The organism is Neohoeflea coraliihabitans (genome assembly GCF_019334345.1).
Taxonomy (GTDB): Bacteria; Pseudomonadota; Alphaproteobacteria; order Rhizobiales; family Rhizobiaceae; genus Pseudohoeflea; species Pseudohoeflea coraliihabitans.
The window spans coordinates 756,744-778,453 of record NZ_JAHWQX010000003.1 but is presented as its reverse complement, the minus strand read 5'-3'; the positions used below and the strand labels follow the sequence as shown (position 1 = coordinate 778,453).

The 21,710-nt window shown below is 64.6% G+C and carries 23 protein-coding genes and 1 tRNA gene; 16 read left to right on the top strand and 8 right to left on the bottom strand.

All coding sequences use genetic code 11. The features are described 5' to 3' along the window. Positions 1-25 precede the first annotated feature (25 nt). The 10 genes from rpsK (at position 26) to KY465_RS14700 (ending at position 9,004) form a co-directional block, all read left to right on the top strand. On the top strand, positions 26-415 hold the full coding sequence (gene rpsK / locus KY465_RS14745; RefSeq protein ID WP_219202628.1) for a 30S ribosomal protein S11: 390 nt from the start codon (positions 26-28) through the stop codon (positions 413-415). 98 nt (positions 416-513) lie between these two features. Further along, a complete protein-coding gene (locus tag KY465_RS14740; RefSeq protein ID WP_219202626.1) occupies positions 514-1,524 on the top strand; it encodes a DNA-directed RNA polymerase subunit alpha in 1,011 nt (336 codons plus the stop codon). Between the two features lie 50 nt (positions 1,525-1,574). Continuing rightward, complete coding sequence (gene rplQ / locus KY465_RS14735; protein WP_219202624.1) at positions 1,575-1,997, top strand: 50S ribosomal protein L17; 423 nt, start codon at positions 1,575-1,577, stop codon at positions 1,995-1,997. A 268-nt stretch (positions 1,998-2,265) separates the two neighbouring features. Then, positions 2,266-3,819, top strand: coding sequence for a DegQ family serine endoprotease (locus KY465_RS14730; protein WP_219202623.1), 1,554 nt, complete (start codon positions 2,266-2,268; stop codon positions 3,817-3,819). 14 nt (positions 3,820-3,833) lie between these two features. Further along, positions 3,834-5,147 carry a replication-associated recombination protein A gene (locus KY465_RS14725; protein WP_219202621.1) on the top strand — a complete coding sequence of 438 codons (1,314 nt, stop codon included), beginning with the start codon at positions 3,834-3,836 and terminating at the stop codon, positions 5,145-5,147. 100 nt (positions 5,148-5,247) lie between these two features. Further along, positions 5,248-5,643 carry a fluoride efflux transporter CrcB gene (crcB, locus tag KY465_RS14720; protein ID WP_428983016.1) on the top strand — a complete coding sequence of 132 codons (396 nt, stop codon included), beginning with the start codon at positions 5,248-5,250 and terminating at the stop codon, positions 5,641-5,643. Positions 5,644-5,655: 12 nt separating this feature from the next. Beyond that, positions 5,656-6,648, top strand: a complete 993-nt coding sequence (locus tag KY465_RS14715) for an RluA family pseudouridine synthase (RefSeq protein ID WP_219202618.1) — start codon at positions 5,656-5,658, stop codon at positions 6,646-6,648. Next, positions 6,645-7,304, top strand: a complete 660-nt coding sequence (locus KY465_RS14710; protein WP_219202617.1) for an HAD-IA family hydrolase — start codon at positions 6,645-6,647, stop codon at positions 7,302-7,304. Before KY465_RS14715 ends, KY465_RS14710 begins: the two co-directional genes overlap by 4 nt. Positions 7,305-7,325: 21 nt before the next feature. Next, complete coding sequence (locus KY465_RS14705; RefSeq protein ID WP_219202614.1) at positions 7,326-8,114, top strand: ATP12 family chaperone protein; 789 nt, start codon at positions 7,326-7,328, stop codon at positions 8,112-8,114. An 80-nt stretch (positions 8,115-8,194) separates the two neighbouring features. Then, complete coding sequence (locus KY465_RS14700; RefSeq protein ID WP_219202612.1) at positions 8,195-9,004, top strand: hypothetical protein; 810 nt, start codon at positions 8,195-8,197, stop codon at positions 9,002-9,004. A 64-nt stretch (positions 9,005-9,068) separates the two neighbouring features. Here the strand turns inward: KY465_RS14700 and fghA are convergent, their stop codons facing one another. From fghA to lipB, 4 genes are all read right to left on the bottom strand, one after another. Further along, complete coding sequence (fghA, locus tag KY465_RS14695; RefSeq protein WP_428983015.1) at positions 9,069-9,920, bottom strand: S-formylglutathione hydrolase; 852 nt, start codon at positions 9,918-9,920, stop codon at positions 9,069-9,071. Positions 9,921-9,922: 2 nt separating this feature from the next. Further along, entirely contained in the window at positions 9,923-11,032 is a 1,110-nt protein-coding gene (locus KY465_RS14690; protein WP_219202610.1) for an S-(hydroxymethyl)glutathione dehydrogenase/class III alcohol dehydrogenase, read from the bottom strand. A gap of 93 nt (positions 11,033-11,125) precedes the next feature. Continuing rightward, the gene (locus tag KY465_RS14685; protein WP_219202608.1) at positions 11,126-11,509 is read right to left on the bottom strand and encodes a helix-turn-helix domain-containing protein; all 384 of its coding nucleotides are present in this window, start codon (positions 11,507-11,509) and stop codon (positions 11,126-11,128) included. A 173-nt stretch (positions 11,510-11,682) separates the two neighbouring features. Next, positions 11,683-12,402, bottom strand: a complete 720-nt coding sequence (gene lipB, locus KY465_RS14680) for a lipoyl(octanoyl) transferase LipB (RefSeq protein WP_219202606.1) — start codon at positions 12,400-12,402, stop codon at positions 11,683-11,685. 270 nt (positions 12,403-12,672) lie between these two features. On the opposite strand from lipB, the gene KY465_RS14675 reads away from it, so the two are divergent. Continuing rightward, positions 12,673-12,757, top strand: a tRNA-Leu gene (locus tag KY465_RS14675). Between the two features lie 165 nt (positions 12,758-12,922). Here KY465_RS14675 and KY465_RS14670 read toward each other — a convergent pair. Then, positions 12,923-13,861 carry a LysR family transcriptional regulator gene (locus KY465_RS14670; RefSeq protein ID WP_219202604.1) on the bottom strand — a complete coding sequence of 313 codons (939 nt, stop codon included), beginning with the start codon at positions 13,859-13,861 and terminating at the stop codon, positions 12,923-12,925. A gap of 108 nt (positions 13,862-13,969) precedes the next feature. Here KY465_RS14670 and KY465_RS14665 point away from each other — a divergent pair, with 108 nt between their 5' ends. The 4 genes from KY465_RS14665 to KY465_RS14650 all read left to right on the top strand — a co-directional run bounded on the left by KY465_RS14665 (position 13,970) and on the right by KY465_RS14650 (position 17,177). Then, entirely contained in the window at positions 13,970-14,446 is a 477-nt protein-coding gene (locus KY465_RS14665; RefSeq protein ID WP_219202602.1) for a cupin domain-containing protein, read from the top strand. Between the two features lie 2 nt (positions 14,447-14,448). Then, positions 14,449-14,859 carry a hypothetical protein gene (locus KY465_RS14660; protein WP_219202600.1) on the top strand — a complete coding sequence of 137 codons (411 nt, stop codon included), beginning with the start codon at positions 14,449-14,451 and terminating at the stop codon, positions 14,857-14,859. A 255-nt stretch (positions 14,860-15,114) separates the two neighbouring features. Further along, positions 15,115-16,629: a magnesium transporter gene (gene mgtE, locus KY465_RS14655; protein WP_219202598.1), complete on the top strand. Its 1,515-nt coding sequence runs from the start codon at positions 15,115-15,117 to the stop codon at positions 16,627-16,629. 161 nt (positions 16,630-16,790) lie between these two features. After that, positions 16,791-17,177: a MerR family transcriptional regulator gene (locus tag KY465_RS14650; protein ID WP_219202596.1), complete on the top strand. Its 387-nt coding sequence runs from the start codon at positions 16,791-16,793 to the stop codon at positions 17,175-17,177. Between the two features lie 46 nt (positions 17,178-17,223). On the opposite strand, the gene KY465_RS14645 is transcribed toward KY465_RS14650, so the two are convergent. From KY465_RS14645 to KY465_RS14635, 3 genes are all read right to left on the bottom strand, one after another. Continuing rightward, entirely contained in the window at positions 17,224-17,703 is a 480-nt protein-coding gene (locus KY465_RS14645) for a methyltransferase family protein (protein ID WP_255561686.1), read from the bottom strand. Between the two features lie 73 nt (positions 17,704-17,776). Next, on the bottom strand, positions 17,777-18,763 hold the full coding sequence (locus tag KY465_RS14640; RefSeq protein ID WP_219202594.1) for an acetyltransferase domain-containing protein: 987 nt from the start codon (positions 18,761-18,763) through the stop codon (positions 17,777-17,779). A 129-nt stretch (positions 18,764-18,892) separates the two neighbouring features. Then, positions 18,893-19,600: a DUF599 domain-containing protein gene (locus KY465_RS14635; protein WP_219202593.1), complete on the bottom strand. Its 708-nt coding sequence runs from the start codon at positions 19,598-19,600 to the stop codon at positions 18,893-18,895. Between the two features lie 667 nt (positions 19,601-20,267). On the opposite strand from KY465_RS14635, the gene KY465_RS14630 reads away from it, so the two are divergent. Beyond that, positions 20,268-21,704, top strand: coding sequence for an L-serine ammonia-lyase (locus KY465_RS14630; protein ID WP_219202592.1), 1,437 nt, complete (start codon positions 20,268-20,270; stop codon positions 21,702-21,704). Positions 21,705-21,710 lie beyond the last annotated feature (6 nt).

Sequence of the window (21,710 nt, the reverse complement as noted above, 5' to 3'; positions counted from 1 at the left end):
GCAGATATCGTTGAAAGGGTAAGACATGGCCAAGGAAGCCGCCCGCGTTCGCCGTCGCGAACGCAAGAACATCTCGTCTGGCGTCGCGCACGTGAAGTCGACGTTCAACAACACCATGATCACCATCACCGACGCCCAGGGCAATGCTATTTCCTGGTCCTCGGCTGGTCTGAAGAATTTCAAGGGCTCGCGCAAATCGACGCCCTTTGCCGCCCAGATGGCGGCGGAAGACGCTGCCAAGAAGGCGCAGGATCACGGCATGAAGTCGCTGGAAGTCGAAGTCTCCGGTCCCGGTTCGGGCCGCGAGTCGGCGCTTCGCGCCCTGCAGGCCGCCGGCTTCACGATCACCTCGATCCGTGACGTCACGCCGATCCCGCACAATGGCTGCCGCCCGCGCAAGAAGCGCCGCGTCTGATTTGACACATTTACCGTCCGCGGTGCCGCCACAAGCGCCGCGGGCTCTTCTCTTTGGACCGCCACGATTGGATGGTGGCGGCAACGGAAGGCACTATCATGATTCAGAAAAACTGGCAGGAACTGATCAAGCCGAACAAGGTCGAGTTCTCCTCCTCGGGCCGCACCAAGGCGACCGTGGTCGCCGAGCCGCTCGAGCGTGGCTTCGGCCTGACGCTCGGCAACGCCCTGCGCCGCGTTCTGCTCTCCTCGCTGCGCGGCGCCGCCGTCACCGCGGTTCAGATCGACGGCGTGCTGCATGAATTCTCGTCGATCCCGGGCGTTCGCGAAGATGTCACCGACATCGTCCTGAATATCAAGGAAATCGCCGTCAGCATGGAAGGCGACGAGCCCAAGCGCATGGTCGTGCGCAAGCAGGGCCCGGGTGTCGTCCGCGCCGGTGATATCCAGACGGTTGGCGACATCGAGATCCTCAATCCCGACCATCAGCTCTGCACCCTCGACGAGGGCGCCGAGATCCGCATGGAATTCACCGTCAACAACGGCAAGGGCTATGTTCCGGCCGAGCGCAACCGCGCCGAAGACGCGCCGATCGGTCTCATCCCGGTCGATAGCCTGTATTCGCCGGTCAAGAAGGTCTCCTACCGGGTCGAAAACACCCGTGAGGGCCAGGTGCTCGACTATGACAAGCTGACCCTGACGCTGGAAACCGATGGCTCGGTCAGCGGTGAAGATGCCGTCGCCTATGCGGCGCGCATCCTGCAGGATCAGCTCGGTGTCTTCGTCAATTTCGAAGAGCCGCAGAAGGAAGTCCAGGAAGAAGCCGTCGCGGAACTGGCCTTCAACCCGGCGCTGCTCAAGAAGGTCGACGAACTGGAACTATCGGTGCGTTCGGCCAACTGCCTGAAGAACGACAATATCGTCTATATCGGCGATCTCATCCAGAAGACCGAAGCCGAAATGCTGCGCACGCCGAATTTCGGACGCAAGTCGCTGAACGAGATCAAGGAGGTTCTGGCCTCCATGGGCCTGCATCTCGGCATGGAAGTGCCGTCCTGGCCGCCGGAAAACATCGAAGATCTGGCCAAGCGCTACGAAGATCAATACTGAACAACGCATTCAAACGGCAGGTCTCTGCCTGCATGTGAAGGAGAAGGGCCATGCGCCACGGAAAAGCCGGCCGCAAACTGAACCGCACCGCCAGCCATCGCAAGGCGATGTTCGCCAATATGGCGGCGTCGCTGATCGAGCACGAACAGATCGTCACCACCTTGCCGAAAGCCAAGGAGATCCGTCCGATCGTCGAGAAGCTGGTGACGCTGGGCAAGCGCGGCGATCTGCACGCCCGCCGTCAGGCAGTGTCGCGCATCAAGGATCAGGATGCGGTGCGCAAGCTGTTCGACACCATTGCCACGCGTTACGCGACGCGCAATGGCGGTTACATCCGCATCATGAAAGCCGGCTTCCGGGCCGGTGACAATGCGCCGATGGCCGTGGTCGAATTCATCGATCGCGACGTCGATGCCAAGGGCGCCAAGGATCGTGCGCGTCTGGAAGCGGAAGCCGAGAACGAAGCGGCCTGAGTTCAGCCGCATCGGGAAATTCGAAGAGGCCGGGCCCAGCGCCCGGCCTTTTTCGTGCCGCCATGCTCTTGTCGCATCCCCATCCTAAGCGGTGGAAGGGCGGGTCGTCGCAAGGCCGCGCGGACGGCAGCTCCGCCCGGCCAGCTTCGCTCGGCCCGGTCCCGGTCCGGCCTTTGGCTTTTGCCGTGAATCTGCCATGAAGGGGCGCGATTCCCTTTGGCGCCGACCTGCCGCCATGGTGGCCGCGAAGAATGAGGACAACATGCCGATGCCGCGTTTCGTGAAAGCTGTACTGACCGCTGTTCTGCTGACCCCGCTCCTGGTTTACGCCGTCTCTGATGGTGATGGTGGCGTCAGGGCCGCGCAGGCTCAGGAGCAGGAGAAAAGCGTCACTGAAGCACTCGGCGATCTCTTTCGCGACACCCTGCGCGGCAGTTCCGATGCCACAGCGCCGGCGCAGCAGGGTGCCGGCCAGCGCCAGGACGGCGACGGCGATCTGCGCCGCGTGCCGCAAAGCCGGGCCGAGATCACCCAGAGCTTTTCGCCCCTGGTCAAGCAGACAGCGCCAGCTGTCGTCAATGTCTATGCCGACCGCACCGTCGTACGGCGCAGCCCGTTCCAGGGCGATCCGTTCTTCGAGCAGTTCTTCGGCCGCTCGCTTCCCAACCGCACCCAGAAGCAGTCTTCCCTCGGCTCCGGTGTGATCATCGAGAAATCCGGCATCGTGGTCACCAACAACCATGTCATCTCCGGCGCCGATGACATCCGCGTCGCGCTCTCCGATGGCCGCGAATTCGAAAGCACGGTGATGCTCAAGGATGAGCGCTTCGACCTTGCGGTTTTGAAGATCGATGCCGGCGGCACCTTTCCCTCGATCGCCTTTGGCGATTCCGACGCCCTCGAGGTCGGCGATCTGGTGCTTGCCATCGGCAATCCCTTCGGTGTCGGCCAGACAGTGACCAGCGGCATCGTCTCGGCGCTGGCCCGCAACCGCATCGGCGTGTCTGATTTCGGCTTCTTCATCCAGACCGACGCGGCGATCAACCCGGGCAATTCGGGGGGTGCGCTGGTCGACATGCACGGCAACCTGATCGGCATCAACACCGCCATCTTCTCACGCTCCGGCGGCTCCAACGGCATCGGCTTTGCCATTCCGGCCAATCTCGTGCGCGCCTTCGCCCTTTCGGCGGAATCCGGCAGCGAGCGCTTCGACCCGCCCTATATCGGCGCCACCTTTCAAAGCGTCACCGCCGACATCGCCGAGGCGCTTGATCTTTCCCGCGCCTCCGGCGCCCTGATCGTGCGCGTCGACCCGGACAGCCCGGCCGACAAGGCCGGCCTCGAGCCCGGCGATATCATCACCCATTTCAACGGACAGCGCGTCGAACATCCCGATGCGCTCGGCTACCGGCTGGCCACCGTTGCCGTCGGCACCACGGTCGAACTGTCGGTTACCGGCCGCTCCGGCACCGTCACCCGGTCGGTGACGCTGGCCAAGACCCCTGAGAAAATGCGCATGCAGCCGGTGGCGATCACCGGCGACAACCCGTTTTCCGGCATCACCGTGTCGCCGCTGACACCGGAACTGCTGCGCCAGTTGCGCCTGCCGCCCAAGCTCACCGGCCTTGTCATCACCGACGTCGACAGTCGCTCGCCGGCTGCCGAGCGCGGCTTCCGGCGCCGCGATATCCTCACCGAGGTCAATGGCGAGGTGGTGGCGAGTGCCGAGGATCTGCAACGCGCCGTCGATGCCGGCGGCTATTTCCTGCGCTTCGAGATGATCCGCAACGGCCGCCGCATCCGCCAGATGTTCAACCGCTAGGATCAGGATCCGACATGGCTGACCTGTTCGACGATCCCAACCAGGCGGACAAGGTTGCCCGGCCGCTTGCCGACCGGCTGCGCCCGCGTGCGCTCGATGAGGTTGCCGGACAGTCGCACCTGACCGGGCCGGACGGCGCTCTGACGCGCATGATCGCCAGCAGGAATCTCGGCTCGATGATCTTCTGGGGTCCGCCCGGCACCGGCAAGACCACGGTGGCGCGGCTGCTTGCCGGCGACACCGATCTCGCCTTCGAGCAGATCTCCGCGATCTTTTCCGGGGTTGCCGATCTCAAGAAGGTGTTCGAGGCGGCGCGTGCCCGCCGCATGGGCGGCCGCCAGACCCTGCTTTTCGTCGACGAGATCCATCGTTTCAACCGCGCCCAGCAGGACAGTTTTCTGCCGGTGATGGAGGACGGCACCATCGTCCTGGTTGGCGCCACCACCGAGAACCCGTCCTTCGAACTCAATGCCGCCTTGCTGTCGCGGGCCCGCGTTCTGACCTTCAGGGCGCTCGATCGCGACAGCCTGGCGCAGCTGCTGACGCGCGCCGAGGCCGAGATGCAGCGGCCGCTGCCGCTTGATGAGGCGGCGCGCGACAGCCTGATTCGAATGGCCGATGGTGATGGGCGGGCGGTGCTGACCCTTGCCGAGGAACTCTGGCGCGCCGCCCGGCCCGACGAGACCTTTAACACCGAGGGCCTCGTGGAGGTCGTTCAGCGCCGTGCGCCGGTCTATGACAAGGGCCAAGACGGCCACTACAATCTGATCTCCGCCCTGCACAAGGCGGTGCGCGGCTCCGATCCCGATGCGGCGCTCTATTATCTGTGCCGCATGTTCGACGCCGGCGAGGATCCGCTGTTTCTCGGCCGACGCCTGGTGCGCATGGCCGTCGAGGATATCGGCCTCGCCGATCCGCAGGCCCTCGTCATCACCAACGCCGCCAAGGATGCCTATGATTTTCTTGGTTCGCCTGAGGGGGAGCTGGCTCTCGCGCAGGCCTGCGTCTATCTCGCCACCGCGCCGAAATCGAATGGCGTCTACAAGGCCTACAAGGCGGCGATGCGGGTGGCCAGGGAGAACGGCTCGCTGCTGCCGCCCAAGCACATTCTCAACGCCCCCACCAAGCTGATGAAGGGCGAGGGCTACGGCCAGGGCTATCGTTACGATCATGATCAGCCCGACGCCTTTTCCGGCCAGGACTATTTTCCCGAGGCGCTCGGCCGCCAGACCTTTTATGATCCCCCCGATCGCGGCTTTGAGCGCGACATCCGCAAGCGTCTTGAATTCTGGTCGCGCCTGAGAAGCGAACGCGGCGGTACGGCTTAGGCGAGGCGCATGGCGGTGCCTGTGCCGCAGGGTCCGACAGGCCGGAGCAAAGCGGCCGATTGCGCTTTATCCGCCCGCGCTTTTCCGCTACAGCACCGCCATGAGTGCCTATCCAACCGCCATGAGCGCCTATCTGCTGGTCTTTGCCGGGGGCGGGCTCGGGGCTGTCAGCCGCTACGCCGCCACCGTGCTAATCGGCCGGCAGTATGGCACGACGTTTCCCTGGGGCACGCTGTTCGTCAATGTCGCGGGATCGCTGGCCATGGGCCTGCTGATCGCCTGGCTGGCACGCCGTTCGGTCTCAGGGGTCGATTTGCGCCTGTTGCTGGCCACCGGGTTCCTCGGCGGCTTCACGACCTTTTCGGCCTTCTCGCTTGATGCCGCGACGCTATATCTGCGCGGCGCCATGGTCCCGGCGGCCCTGTATGTCTCTGTCAGCGTCGCCGCGGCGATCCTGGCACTTTTCGCCGGTCTCTGGGCCGGGCGGCAATTCTAAGGATGATCTGACGTGGCCGGTGTGGAATTGAAGAGCGTGGATGGCGATGAGGCGGGCATGCGGCTCGACCGCTGGTTCAAGAGCCATTTTCCGGGCCTGGGCTTTGGCGCGTTGCAGAAACTGCTGCGCACCGGTCAGGTGCGTGTCGATGGCGGCCGCGTCAAGGCCGACACCCGTCTGCAGCCCGGCCAGCAGGTGCGCATCCCGCCCTTGGCGGTCGATGAAAAGGGCAGGGGTCCGCTGACCGGCAAGACCATTCGCAACCGCGATGATGCTGACGTGCTGGCCGCCATGGTGCTGCACGAGGACGCCAAGGTGATTGTACTCAACAAGCCCGCCGGCCTGGCCGTCCAGGGCGGTTCCGGCATCACCCGCTCGGTCGACAGCATGCTCGAAGCTTGGCGCAGCAAGAAGGGGGAGAAGCCGCGTCTGGTGCATCGTCTCGATCGCGATACCTCCGGTGTTCTGGTCGTGGCGCGCACCCGCGGCGCCGCGCAGCACCTGACGGCTGCCTTTCGCGAGCGCGAGACCAAGAAGACCTACTGGGCGCTGGTCAAGGGTGTTCCGCGCCGCCACGAGGGCCGTCTTTCCACCTGGATGATCAAGGAACAGACACCGGACGGCGACCGCATGCGCATCGCCCAGCACGGCGAGCGCGGTGCCGACCACGCCATTTCGCACTACCGCGTCATCGAGACCGCCGCGCAGCGGCTCAGCTGGCTGGAAATGGAACCCTTCACCGGCCGCACCCATCAATTGCGCGTGCATGCCCTGCATATGGGCACGCCGATCCTCGGCGATCCGAAATATTTCGATGATGATCACAATTGGGAATTCCCGGGCGGCATGCAGAAACGCCTGCACCTGCTGGCCCGCCGCATCACCGTGCCGCACCCGGCCGGCGGAACACTGGATGTCGCAGCGCCGCTGCCGCCGCACATGGTCCAGAGCTGGAACCTGCTCGGGCTCGACGAGGCGGATGGCGAGACGGGGAGCGACGCATGAAGCTCGTCCTGTTCGACTGTGACGGCACGCTGGTCGACAGCGCCGATGTCATCCATCACTGCATGGCCGCCACCTTCCGCGATTTCGACATCGCCGAGCCGGACATGGCGCTGACCCGGTCGATCATCGGTCTGTCGCTCGATCATGCCATAGCGCGCATGCTCTTGCGCGACATCGACGATGAAATTGCTGCAATGACAGCGCGCTATAAAGAGAACTTCATCGCCTACCGCAATGCCGGCAATCCGTTGGAGCCGCTGTTCAAGGGCATCGCGCCGCTCCTGGCAGCCTGCCGTCAGGAGCCCGATCTGCTTCTCGGTGTGGTCACCGGAAAATCGCGCCGCGGCCTGAAGGCGATCCTCGGTCACCATGGGCTCGAGACCACCTTCACCCATATCCGCACCGCTGATGACTGTCCGTCCAAGCCGCATCCGGCAATGGTGCTTGAATGCTGCGCCGACGCCGGTATCGAGCCGGACAGCACCCTTGTCATCGGCGATGCCGTGTACGATATGCAAATGGCCAGCAGCGCCGGCGCCACCGCCATTGGGGTCAGCTGGGGCTATGCCCCGGTTGATCATCTGCGCCGCGCCGGCGCTGACCACATTGCCGGCAGCGCCGATGATATTGCCGGCCTCATCGGATTGGCCGCCTGAACAGGAAGGCAGGGACACAGCATGCGCGACCTTCTCAGCGACCTGGAAAACGGTGCGCCGCCGGACCATGATCCGGTCGGTCAGACCCGCGCGGCCATGCAGAAAGCCCTGCCGCGCCGCTTTTACGAGACAGTGACCATCGAGGCGCTTGCCGAAGGCTTCTTCATCAAGCTGGATGGCAATATCCTGCGCACGCCGGCGCGCGGCGCTTTTCAGTTGCCCTCGCGGGCGGTGGCGGAGGCTGTTGCGGCGGAATGGGAAGCGCAGACCGAGCGCATCGATCCCGCCTCTATGCCGCTGACCCGCTTGCTCAACACCGCGCTCGATGGCGTCGAACACAGCAAGGATGCTGTGCGGCAGGAGATTCTCGCCTTTGCCGGCACTGATCTTCTGTGCTACCGCGCCGCCTCGCCGCAAGGTCTCGTGGACCGGCAGGCCGAGGCCTGGGATCCCTTTCTCGACTGGATGCGCGACACCCATCACGCCCGTTTCGTTCTCGCCGAGGGTGTCATGCATGTCGATCAGCCCGACGAAAGCCTGTCGATCGTCGCCGGCCTGCTGGCGGCCTACAACTCGGCGCTCATGCTGGCTGCCCTGCATGTCGTCACCGGCATCACCGGCTCGGCCATCCTGGCGCTTGCCCTGACCCAGCGGGTTGCCGATGCCGACAGCGTCTGGGCCGCCGCCCATGTCGATGAGGACTGGAACATCGGCCTTTGGGGCGAAGACGGCGAGGCCGCCGAAAGGCGCGCGGCGCGGCGTCAGGATTTCGATGCGGCAGCGCTCCTTATTCGCGCTGTAACCACTTAGAAATCAGGGTAACTTTCTTAACCGGGCGCTAACCATAAACAGCGATCATTCGGCACCCTTCCTTGCTGCCGGAGCCTGCCGTGACGCCACGCTTTTGCCAGATTGCAACTGCCGTGCGCGGTGTTCTGATCGTCATTCTCGCCCTCACGCTTGCGGCTTGTGCGGCGCGCCCCAAACCGCCCGCCACCTATCCGGCCTTTCCGGTTGCCGTCAGATCGGTGCAGGTGACCGCGGGCGATCCGGCACGCGAGCCGTTCGCGCGCGACCTGGCGCAAAAAGCGCGTCGCACACTCGGCCGCACCAATGCCGAGACCGGCACCGATGCGGATCTGCACCTGTTCATTCGTGAATGGATGGCACAAGCCGGCGGCACCGCCATTCGCATTGACCTGTATCTCATCGAGCCGGGGACGGGCCGGGTGCTGCACGCCGCACCCATGCATCACAGGCAGCCGGATGAGGCGGGGCTTGTGGCTTCGCTGATCGCCGATCTGCGCCACCGTCTGGGACTTGCAGGGACGCCACCGGTTGCGCTCGACGCTGCGAAGCGCTCGGTGGCAAGGCCGGTCAAACGCCCGGTGGTCGCCGGGTCGGGCCGAACAACCGATGCCGAGGCTGTGGCGGTCTTTGCCGGCAGCGCGCAAGCCGCAGATCCGCTGCTCGATGGCACCGTGACGCCGACCACAACCGTGGTGCCGGTGGTGACGACCAGTCAGTTGCCCGCCAGGACGATCGATACCTCGAAGCCGCTTCTGGCGCCGCCCACGCCCCAATCCACGCCGCAGCCGGCGGGCGCCACCAGTGGCAGCGACATGACCGGGGGTGATGACGGCGACATCGAACCGTGCATCGTCACGCTCGAAAATGACTGCGCCGCGCTGACCGACTAGCGCCAACCCAAGGCGCCCCCAAGGCGTCCCCCCAAGGCGCCCGCAAGCCGCCCCTAAGGCGCCGCTACAGCCGTTCGGCGTGCCAGTCGAGATGGTCATCCATGAAGGTCGAGATGAAATTGTAGGAGTGGTCATAGCCCTCCTGCATGCGCAGCGTCAGATCGATGTCGGCCGCCGCGCAGGCCGCCTCGAGAAGCCAGGGGCGCAGACCATCATCGAGAAACGAATCCGCTGTTCCCTGATCGACGAGGAACGCGTCGAACCGCGCCCCGTCCTCGATCAGCCGCGTGGCATCATGCCGGCGCCAGCTCTCTTCGTCCTTGCCGAGATAGCGTTCGAACGCGCCGACCGACCAGTCCGCCGTCGATGGCTGCACGATCGGTGCGAAAGCCGAGCAGCTCTTGAAGCGGTCCGGATGTTTCAGCGCGAAGGTGAGGGCGCCATGCCCGCCCATCGAGTGTCCGAAAATGCCCTGCCGGCTCAAATCGGCGGCGAAATGCTGTTCGATGACCGCCGGCAGCTCCGCGAGAATATGCGTTTGCATGCGGTAGTTCTCGTTCCACGGCGCCTCGGTGGCATCGAGATAGAATCCGGCGCCCTTGCCGAATTTCCAGTTGGTGACGTCATCGGGCACCATGTCGCCGCGCGGGCTGGTATCCGGGCAGACGATGATCAGCCCGAGTTCGGCGGCGCGCTTGCGGTATTCGCCCTTGTCCATGACATTCTGATGCGTGCAGGTCAGCCCGGACAGATACCACAGCACAGGGCAGGGACCGTTGGCGGCCTGTGGCGGCATGTAGACGGCGAAGGTCATCTCCGTGCCGCAGGCGGCTGAGTGCATCGAGTAGACGCCCTGCGTGCCACCATGCGCCTTGGCTTCGGAGACCAGATTCAGCTTCTCAGCCCCGGACGCCATCGTCAGTACACCACCACCGAGCGGATGCTTTCGCCCGAATGCATCAGCTCGAACCCCTTGTTGATATCCTCAAGCCCCAGCGTGTGGGTGATCATCGGATCGATCTCGATCTTGCCCTGCATGTACCAGTCGACAATCTTCGGCACATCGGTGCGTCCGCGCGCCCCGCCGAAGGCAGTGCCGCGCCACGAGCGGCCGGTGACCAGCTGGAACGGCCGTGTCGAGATTTCCTGCCCGGCTCCGGCGACGCCGATGATGATCGATTCGCCCCAGCCCTTGTGCGCGCATTCGAGCGCCTGGCGCATCACCTTGGTGTTGCCGATGCATTCGAAGGAATAGTCGGCCCCGCCCTTGGTCAGGTCGACGAGATACGGCACCAGGTCGCCTTCCACTTCCGACGGGTTGACGAAATGCGTCATGCCGAAGCGCTCGCCCCATTCTTTCTTGTCGTTGTTCAGATCAACCCCGACGATCATCTCGGCGCCGATCAGCCGCAGGCCCTGAATGACATTCAGACCGATGCCGCCGAGCCCGAAGACCACGGCGCGGCAGCCCGGCTCCGCCTTGGCGGTGTTGATCACCGCGCCGATGCCGGTGGTCACGCCGCAGCCGATATAGCAGACCTTGTCGAACGGCGCGTCGGGATTGATCTTCGCCAGCGCGATCTCCGGCACCACGGTGAAATTCGCAAAGGTCGAGGTGCCCATATAGTGGTGCAGCGGCTTGCCGTTCAGCGAAAAGCGCGACGAACCGTCGGGCATCAGACCCTGGCCCTGGGTGGTGCGGATCGCCTGGCAAAGATTGGTTTTCGGGTTCAGACAATATTCGCACTGCCGGCATTCCGGCGTGTAAAGCGGAATGACGTGGTCGCCCTTTTGCAGCGAGGTCACGCCCGGGCCGACATCGACCACCACGCCGGCGCCCTCATGCCCGAGAATGGCCGGAAACAGGCCTTCCGGATCAGCGCCAGACAGGGTGAATTCGTCGGTATGGCAGATCCCGGTCGCCTTGATCTCGACAAGCACTTCGCCGGCGCGCGGCCCTTCGAGCTGCACTCTGTGAATTTCCAGAGGCTTTCCGGCCTCTACGGCAACAGCGGCGCGCACATCCATCGGGTTCTCTCCTGCTAGGTCCGCAATAAGGGGGCAATTTCAGCGGCCGCTGCCGTGGCGCCGTGCCGGCGCCGCTTGGCGGCTTTCAGCGCCTCAGGCGCCGGTGGTCACGATCAGAGCGGCCAGTCGCTCTTCCAGTCCCTGCATGGCCGTGCTGATCTCGTCGTTCAGCGCCTTCAACCGCGCCAGTTCCTCGGCGCAGCTTTGCAGGCCGGCGGCCAGCGCCATCTGGTCCGGACCGGCGCCATTGCCGGCCATCAGCCAGGCCGGCGACACGCCCAGCACGCCGGCCAGCATGATCAGCTTGTTGGCGCGCGGTTCGGAGCGGTCATTCTCCCACTCCGCATAGGTTTCCGCCGTCACGCCGACCCGGTCGGCGACTTCGGTCAGTTCCATGCGAGCAATGTCGCGGGCCCGAACGATGCGTCCGCCCAGCGTGTCCTCGTCGAGGCCGCGGATTTCGATCGCCTGGTTCATTCCTTCATTCCTTTTTGCTTCTGCACATTCTCGTCGACCGCGGCGCCAGCGCCCGGCTGCATGCGCCGGAACATATCGCCCGGCGGCGCGCGATGTAACCCCGCACGTTGCGCGGCAGTCTTGTCGTCGGGTTCTGCTCTGCCGGCGCGCATCAAACGCCCAACCGCCACCGCTCAATCGACGCTGCGGGTCGGGCCGAAAATCGCCTCGAAGGCGGCGCGCAGCCTGGTATCGACCTCCGGCAGCGATACCGGCAGTCCGAGATCGACCAGGCTGGTCACTCCGTAGCCGGAAATACCGCAGGGAACAATGCCGGAGAAATGCTCGAGATCCGGATCGACATTAAGAGACAGGCCGTGAAAGCTGACCCATTTGCGCAGCCGCACGCCGATCGCCGCGATCTTGTCTTCGGCGACTGAGCCATCTGGCAGCGCCGGCCGCTCCGGCCGCCGCACCCAGACACCGACGCGATCCTCGCGCCTTTCGCCCTGCACGTTCATCTCGGCCAGCGTGGCGATCACCAGCTCTTCGAGCGCCGCAACGAAGGCGCGCACATCGCGCCGCCGCCGCGACAGGTCGAGCATCACATAGACGACGCGCTGGCCGGGACCATGATAGGTGTATTCGCCGCCGCGCCCGGTGGCGTGAACCGGAAACCGGTCCGGCATCAAAAGGTCGCCGGCTTGCGCGCTGCTGCCGGCGGTATAGAGCGGCGGATGCTCGACGAGCCAGACCAGTTCATCCTCGCTGCCCTCGCGGATGCGCTGCACCGTCTGCTCCATCACGGCAACGGCCTCCTCATAGGCCACCGGCGCATCGGAAACCCGCCAGCGCACCGGCGGATGACCGGCGCCGGCGGCAAATGAGGTGAACATTTCGGCGCGCTCGAGCATGACGATGTCCTACGCCGCCGGTGCCGACTTGGCAACGCCGGCAGGCCGCGCATAACCGCCCGCATGCATGAAATAAGGACGGTCCGGCATCGCCGCACGCCGGCCTCGGGCAGGGCGCCGTGGTCCTGGTGCCAGCAACGGCACGGGCCAATTTTGCGGCCGTCCTGAGGAATGTTTCACGCCGGCGCGTTTTTATGATCGCGGCGCTTGTCTCGCTGGCAACCATTTGCTACATCGCTCCCCGCCGAACCCGCTTCGGCTCTACCACGTGCGGTCGTGGCGGAATTGGTAGACGCGCAGCGTTGAGGTCGCTGTGGGGCAACCCGTGGAAGTTCGAGTCTTCTCGACCGCACCATTCTTCTTCTAAATATTTGGCTTCTTAGTGGGTGCGGGGCGATTCCTGCAGGGTGCGGGACGTCCCTCCGGTTCCCCCGGTCTCCGGTTCCCCCGGCCTCCGGCTCCCCCGGCCTCCGGCTCCTCAGGTCTACGGATCCCCCGGCCTCCGGCTCCCCAGCTCTCCTCACGTCGCTTCATCGAGATCGGCCAGCAACGCGGCGATCTGGCCGCGCAGCCACAAATGCGCCGGCGAGGCGGAATAGCGCCGATGCCAGATCATGCACACCGCCACCGGCTGCATCGGCATTGGCGGAATGAACACGTCAAGCCCGGCAGCGTCCGCCACATGCCGCGCCAGCTGGCTCGGCAGCAGCGCGATCAGGTCGGACCCCGCCACCGCCCGGTAGACGCCGGAAAACACCGGCATCGTCATCACCACCCGGCGTTCGCGCCCCACCGCTTTCAGCGCCGCATCGCCCATCGCCTTCGGCTTGCCTTCCGGCGAGAACAGCACGTGACCGAGATCACAGAACAGATCGAGCGGCACCTCGTCGCCGGGCGCGAGTCCGGCGGCCTTGAGGCCCGGATGGCCCTTGCGGGCGATCACCGAGAACGAGGAGGTGAACGCCTTCTGCCCTTCCGCCCAGTCAGGCAGGGCGACTTCGGGCACCAGCGCCAGATCGACTTCGTAGCGTTCCAGCGTGTCGACATAGCTGTCGGGCACCAGATCGACCAGATGCACCTTCATGCCAGGCGCTGCTGCCGCCAGGCGCTCGGCCAGGCGCGGCATCAGCATTTCCGCGAAGAAATCGCTGCCGGAAATGCGGAATCGCGCCTGCGAACGCGCCGGGTCGAACGGCTCGGGACCGGCGAGCAGCACCTGCAATTGCGCCAGCGCGTCACGCAACGGCATTTCAAGGGACCGCGCATATTCGGTCGGTTCGAGCCCCTGGCCGCGCCGCAGGAACAGCTCATCGCCCAGCGCCGCACGCAGGCGCGCCAGGGCCGCCGACACCGCCGGCTGCGACAGGCCGAGTCGCTCGCCGGCACGCACCGTTGACCCTTCCATCAACAGCGCGTCGAGGACACGCAGCAGGTTGAGATCGAAGCCTCTGAAATTCATCGCATGGATAGACCCTATATGATCTATCAATTTATCATATGTTCGAATCTGGCGTAAGAAGGGGATTACGAGAGCGCTTTCGTTTCCGGTACCAGCTTGGAGGAAACGATGAACCAGTACAGTCTAGGTGCCGACGCCTTTGAATGGCTCGGCGTGCAATATCGGCCGCTGCTGCGCACAAAGGATAGTGGCGGCGCGATTTCGATCACCGAGTCCCTGGCGCCCGCGGGTTCGGGCCCGCCCCGGCACGTGCATCACGATGCCGATGAGACCCTGTCGATCCTCACCGGATCCATCGAGGTCTGGCATGAGGGCGAGCGCTCCGTGGTCCATGCCGGCGAGGCCGTGTTCATCCCGCGCGGCCGCGAACACACCTTCCGGGTGACCAGCGAGGGCCCCGCGCGCCATCTTATTATCTTGACACCCGGTGGATTTGAGGGGTTTTTTGCAGAAATGGCCGCTGGCCAGTTTGCCATTCCGGACGACATGCCGGCGATTATCGAGAGTGGCGAACGTCATCAACTGTCGTTCACGGGTCCGCCGCTTGCGGATGATCCGCCGCTCGCCATTGCATCGGAGGGATAAATATGAATGCCTTGCCAACCCGCTTTTTTGCCACCGCTGCACTGTTTGCCCTGGCCGGCATGATCTGGGGGGTTCAGATGTCTGCCACCCATGACCACACGCTGGCCCCGGCGCATGGTCACCTCAATCTTCTCGGCTTCGTCGTCATGGCGGTGTTCGGGGCCTATTATGCGCTGGCGCCACGCGCCGCAGCCAGCCGCATCGCGCGCGTGCATTTCTGGCTGCATACCGCCATGGTGATAATCCTGCCATTCGGCATCGCCCGGGCGATCACCGGCCAGGGCGAAGCGCTGGCGCAGATCGGTTCGCTGGCCGCCATCGCCTCGATGCTGATGTTCATCTATGTCGTCTGGCGCTATCGCGCCGGCGCCGGCGAGCAGATCGACAAGGCCGCGCCGCTCCCGGCCGAGTGAATGCGGCCATCCGGCCCATTCCAGGTCTCATCTGGCGCATTCCAGGTCTCATAAAGCCGCTCTCGAGACCTGAGCGCATCGCCTGGCAGTTCAAACTGCCGGGCGATGTTTCGTCTCGTGTCACCTTTGAGTTGGCCTGACCCTCCGCAATTGCCGCTGCACAATTGCAATCCGCCCGCCTTTGTGTGCAATTGCGCCGAACGGAGCGGGACAGCCGTCACCGTTTGAACATTCCGCAATCCGGTGAGTGGACTGATGAGCGACAATTTCGAGCGCCGAGATGAGCGTGAGCCGGGACATGAGCCGCCTGGTGGGCCCGGGCGGGGCCCCGCGGGTGGTCCCGATGGCGGTCGCGAGGGAGCGCGCGACGCGGAGACGTCAGCTGCCGAAGCCGCCGGCCGCAACGACATCTACAGCGATGACGGGTCGATCCGTCAGGATTTTCTCACCGCGGTCGGGGCGGCGATCGCCGATCGCGATGTGCTGTTCCTGCGCTCGGAAGTCGGCGCCCTGCACGTCTCCGAGCTCGGCGATCTGCTCGAAGCCATAAACACCGCGCAGCGCCAGGAGCTGGTGCGCCTGCTCGGCGACGATTTCGATTTCGCCGCACTGACCGAGGTCGACGAGGCCATTCGTCTGGAAATCGCTGATGCGATGCCGAACGCCAAGATCGCCGAGGCGCTCGGCGAACTGGAATCCGACGACGCCGTCTACATTCTCGAGGATCTCGAAGAAGAAGATCAGCTCGAGATTCTCGCCCAGCTGCCATTCACCGAACGCATCCGTCTGCGTCGCGCCCTCGACTATCCCGAGGACACCGCCGGCCGCCGCATGCAGACCGAGTTCGTCGCCGTGCCGCCGTTCTGGACGGTCGGCCAGACGATCGACTACATGCGCGACGAAGAGGAGCTGCCCGGCAGCTTTGCGCAGATCTTCGTGGTCGATCCGACCTTCAAGCTCGTCGGCTCGGTCAATCTCGACCGTATCCTGCGCACCAAGCGCATGGTGCGCATCGAAGAGATCATGGACGATCCGCGCAGTCCGATCACCGCCGAGATGGACCAGGAGGAGGCGGCGCAGATCTTCGAGCAGTACGATCTGCTCTCGGCAGCGGTGGTCGACGACAACAAGCGCCTCGTCGGCGTTTTGACCATCGACGATGTCGTCGACGTCATCAACGAAGAGGCGGAAGAGGACATCAAGCGCCTTGGCGGTGTCGGCGACGAGGAACTCTCGGACCGGGTCATCACCACCGTGCGCTCGCGCTTCACCTGGCTGCTGATCAATCTCGCCACCGCCATCCTCGCATCGGCGGTGATCGCCCTGTTCGATGCCACCATTTCGGAAATGGTGGCGCTGGCGGTCTTGATGCCGATCGTCGCCTCGATGGGCGGCAATGCCGGCACGCAGACCATGACGGTGACGGTGCGCGCCTTGGCAACCCGCGACATCGACATCTACAATGCCGGCCGTGTCATCCGCCGCGAAGCCGCCGTCGGGCTGATCAACGGCGTGCTGTTTGCCGTCATCATCGGCGTCGTGGCGGCGCTCTGGTTCTCAAATCCCGGCCTCGGCGGCATCATCGCCGCGGCGATGGTCATCAACATGCTGGCCGCGGCGCTGGCGGGGATCCTGTTGCCGCTGCTGCTGGACAAGATCGGCGCCGATCCGGCGATCGCCTCGGCGGTGTTCGTCACCACCGTCACCGATGTCGTCGGCTTCTTCGCCTTTCTCGGCCTTGCCGGCTGGTGGTTGTCGTCACTCGCCTGAAGCGGTCATCTCGCGCCTGAAGCTGTCATCTTTTGCCTGAAGATGTGGGCGATCACCGGCGGCGGCCTCGCCATCGCAGCTGTTTTGACTTATACGTCAAAGTAAGAATCTGACGGCTATGCCATTGTGCCGCCGCAAAGGTCCATCCGCGAGGAAAAGAGTTGAACCGCTACTATACCATCACCGAGCTGACCCGCGAATTCGGCATCTCGACACGCACCCTGCGCTATTACGAGGACGAGGGGCTGATCCATCCCGACAGGCGCGGTCGCACGCGGCTGTACCGGCTCGCTGATCGTCACCTTATTGCGGAAATCCTGCGCGGTCGCCGCGTCGGCCTGTCGATTGCCGAGATCCGCGAGATCATCCAGGTCTACAAGGACCCGCCGGGTGAAGCGGGACAGTTGCGCCTTTTGATGCGCAAGGTCGAGGAAAAGCGCGAGGAATTGCGCCAGAAGCGCAAGGACATCGACGACACCTTGACCGAGCTCGACAATATCGAGGAATCCTGCCTGGCGCGGCTCGCCGAGATCGGCGTGCGCAGCTGAGCATTTTGCCCCGCCGTCCGCAGCGCACCGGCCGCGCCGCCAGCCCTCATATCCAGCGGCGCACGCTCCGGCAGTAGCGTTCATACTCATAGCCGAACTGCGCCAGCAGATGGCTTTCCTCGCGCCGGATGGCGAGCAGCTGTGTCGCCGCCGCATCGACGATCGCCAGCACCAGGAACCAGCCGATGCCACTGGCCAGCCCGAGGCCGACAAGGATCGTGACATTGGCGAGATAGATCGGATTGCGCGACAGGCGGAACGGTCCGCTGGTGACCAGGTGGCGCGAGCCGCGATGCGGCATGATCGTCGTATGCGCGCGGCGCAGCGTCGCCATCGCCCAGATATCGATCGCGAAGGCCGCGGCTATCAGCAGCCAGCCGAGCGGGCGGGCGCCGGCAAATGCGAGTGGCCAGGCAAGACCGGCATGCAGCGCCAGGCTGGCGAGCACCGCGCCGATCACAAGAATCGGCGGCCAGGGAACCACATTCGGGCGGCTGCGATAGGCATTCATCGTCGTCGTACTCATCTTCCCAAAGGGGCGGATTGACACTGCCGCGCGCCTTTGCGGCGCGGCGCGGTCAATGTCTCCTGCCGCCGAATCACTCATCTTCCAGCGCCTTCGCGCTGCATTGCCGCACCAGCTCCGCGATGCCGGGGTCTGCCGCGTCGATCCTGCCAGACTGCAACGCCGACAAACGGTCGCCAGCCACCAGCCCCTCGGCGGTACAGGCGCAAAAGCGTCTGCACATTCCAGCCGATTGTTGGGCTTCGCAGCCCCTCTGGCAACTGTCGAGATAGCTCCGGACGGGATCCGGCGGTGCCGCCTGGCTGATCAGCCAGACCAGCGCGATCAGGATCGGTTGATGCACGAGGTAAAAGGCCAGACTGTGGCGGCTGATGAAGCTGAGCGTTTTTCGCAGGACACCCGGTTCAGCCGGCGACGGCGGCCGGTCGGCAAGCCGCGCCAGCATCCCGCTCGCCTCGGCCCAGCGCGCCGCCGCGACACCGAACAGAACCGGCGCGATCCACGGAAAGAACGGCACGAAATCCAGCGCCCGCGGCAGGCGTTCCGACAGCCCGATCCACGCCAGCCATGCCGGATCGAGCACCGGGAATGCGACAAAATGTGGCAGCGCCAGTGCAGCCAGTCCGGCGAGCAGGGTCAAGGCCGGCGGCAAGAAGACAAAGGGCAGGGCGGCGACGCTGGCGACGGCGATGGCGTGCAGGATTCCGTAAAAAATGAAAACGTCCGGATAGGCGAAATAGGTGCCGAGGCTGACGAGGGCCGCGGCGGCGGTGATCACCAGAAGCCGCAGCAGGAACTTGCGCCGCCTGAGCCGCGGCCAGTGCGACAACACCAGGCTGAAGCCGACCAGAAACAGGAAACTTCCGGCGATTCCGCGGGCGTAGATCTTCGGCCAGCCGCTGCCGGCAGTGCCGGGCGCCAGGTATCCGAACATCTCGAAATCCCAGATCAGGTGGTAGGAGGCCATCGCCAGCAGCGCCAGGCCGCGCGCCAGATCGATGACTTCGAGACGGCGTTTTGCCGGCCGAACTTCGCCGCCGCTGGCTTCAGACACGCTCATGCAAGTCCCCTTCAACCCGTGGATGGGCTTCTAGAATGACGATATCAGGCCCGCGCCAGGATCGCCCGCCCGGCGCAGGCATGGCCATGGTTTATGCCGCAATCGCCCGGCGAAAGCCACGGGTTGCGACTAGGGTTGCGGAGACGGCGTGGGCGGCAGATCGACGGCAGCGGCGAGACGGGCCGGCGAGAAATATTGCCGCCGCACCAGCACGACGAGCACCAGGAGCGCCGACGCCATGAAGATCCAGGCGCTGGCGAACCAGCCGAGAAAGCCGATCGACATGAAGATCGCCCGCAGCCCGGCATTGAAACTCTGCCCGGCGAGAATGTTCATCCGCGCGGCGCGATCGGCGCCCGCCTCAAGGGTTGCGATGTCGATGTCCTTCGCATCCGCCGAGGGCAAAGCTCCGAACAGGATCGACGAATAATTGAACAGCCGGTACGACCAGCCAAACTTGAAGAAGGAATAGGCGAAGATCGACATCAGGCCGATCACCTTGATCTCGAAACCGGTCTTGTCGGTCGGCAGCGCGACGGGCAGATCGCGCACCACCAGCAGCACTTCGTCGGTGGCGCCAAGCAGCGCGAAACACCCGCCGATGGCGAACACGCTCGTCGAGGCAAAAAACGCCGTGCCGTTCTGCAGGCCGCCGAGAATGGCGGTGTCGATCATTCTCAACTCACGCCCGGCGGCGATGCGGAACCACTCGCGACGACGCGCATTCATGATCTGCGTCAGGCTGCTTCTGCCGAATCGCTTCGAGCGTGTCGCAAACGAGAACGCGATCCACAAGACGAGAAACCACACCACTGCAACGAGATCGAGACTGGTCATGTCATTGTTTTGCCACGAAGCTTGCCGCCTCGCTAGGGGCGGGCAGGGCGGCCGCGTGCCGAAGTTAAGGATTTGTTAACCATATCGGTCTGATTGTGGATAACCGTCAGGAGGACGTTAAGGGCGGAAAAAGCGAACAGTTTGGAAACGTTGCGAGACTTGCATTTGGCGAGAAGCAGCTATGCACAACCGGGCATCGGTTGGCGCCTTTTGCGCTTGCGAAACCTTTAACGGATAGTTAAGACCCTCGCTGTCGTCGCCGGCACACGTGCTTCAGAGCACCGGCGTCACAGGGGACAAATCGGAGTTATCATGGATGATACAACCAAGTCCTGCTGGGGCATCACAGCCCGTGCAGTGATCGGCTTTGCCGGAATTCTTGTTGTAGCCTACCTCGTCGCTGGTTTCTGAGCGATCAGGTTGCCCAAGTGAACAAAGGCAGCGCGTGAGATATCCTCCGCGCTGCCTTTTGCATTTCCGCTCTGCCGCCCGGCCTCGCTGAAGCCTGACGAAATCCGACGCCACCGTGTCGCTGCCAGGCGGACAGGCGTCGGTCTTCATCGCCAAGCATTTCATCTCCCTGTATAGTCTGGGCGTGGCATGGCGCCGACGCGGAGACACTGAGTCTCTCTGCGGCGACGAGGCGTGCGATGGGAGTAGGTGCAGCGTGTTTCTTTCCGTTTTCGATATTTTCAAGATCGGTGTCGGGCCGTCGAGCTCGCATACGATGGGTCCGATGTCGGCGGCGGCCCGGTTTCTTGACGAGATTGCCGGGCCCGATTGGCCGCGCCCGCACGGCGCCGTGGTGCGCGCCTTGAAGGTCAGCCTGCACGGCTCGCTCGCCTTCACCGGCGTCGGGCATGCAACCGACCGGGCCGTCATTCTCGGCCTGTGCGGCGCCCGGCCGGACACGGTGGATCCCGACAGCATGGAGACGCTGGTCGAAAGCGTGCGGCGTGATCGCGCGGTCAGCCCCGAGGGACATCCGACCTATCAGTTCAATCCGGCAACCGACCTCGTCTTCGATCGCAAACAGCCGCTGCCCGGCCATGCCAACGGCATGGTGTTCACGGCCTATGATCGCGATGAAACGCTGCTCTTGCGCCGCGTCTATTATTCGGTCGGCGGCGGCTTCATCCTCTCCGACATCGAACTCGAGGCCGAAAAGAAACGCCGCGCCGCCAAACAGGACGCTGCAGGAGCCGGTGCTGCCGGTCCCGGCGCAGGCCCCCGCGTACCCTATCCCTTCGCCAATGGCCGCGAGATGCTGGAGATGGCCGGGTCCTCCGGCCTGTCGATCGCCGAGATGAAGCGCGCCAATGAGGAAGTTCACATGTCCGGCGCCGATCTCGATGCCGGCCTTGATCGCCTCTGGCAGGCGATGGACGGCTGCGTCGAGCGCGGTCTGCGCGGCGAGGGCCATCTGCCCGGCGGTCTGAAGGTGCGGCGGCGCGCCCAGGCGCTGCACGAGAAACTGCAGGACGACTGGAAATCCAACCGCGTCAATCCGCTGCAGGCCAATGACTGGCTCAGCCTGTTTGCCATGGCCGTCAACGAGGAGAATGCCGCCGGCGGACGCGTCGTCACCGCGCCCACCAATGGCGCGTCGGGGGTGGTGCCGGCCGTGCTGCGCTACCTCGTGCGCTTCCACGAGGATCTCGACGACCAGGCGATCCGCAACTTTCTTCTCACCGCCGCCGCCATTGGCGGCATCCTGAAGACCAACGCCTCGATTTCCGGCGCCGAAGTCGGCTGCCAGGGCGAGGTCGGGTCCGCCTCCGCGATGGCCGCCGCCGGCATGGCGGCCGTACTCGGCGGTACGCCGCATCAGATCGAAAATGCCGCCGAGATCGCGCTGGAACATCATCTCGGCATGACCTGCGATCCGGTGGCCGGGCTGGTGCAGGTGCCCTGTATCGAACGCAACGCCCTCGGCGCGGTCAAGGCGGTGACCGCCGCGTCGCTGGCGATCCGCGGCGATGGCACGCATTTCGTCTCGCTCGACGCCTGCATCGAGACCATGCGCCAGACCGGCCGCGACATGAGTGACAGCTACAAGGAGACCTCGAAGGGCGGTCTGGCTGTCAATGTCGTCGAATGCTGACCGGGC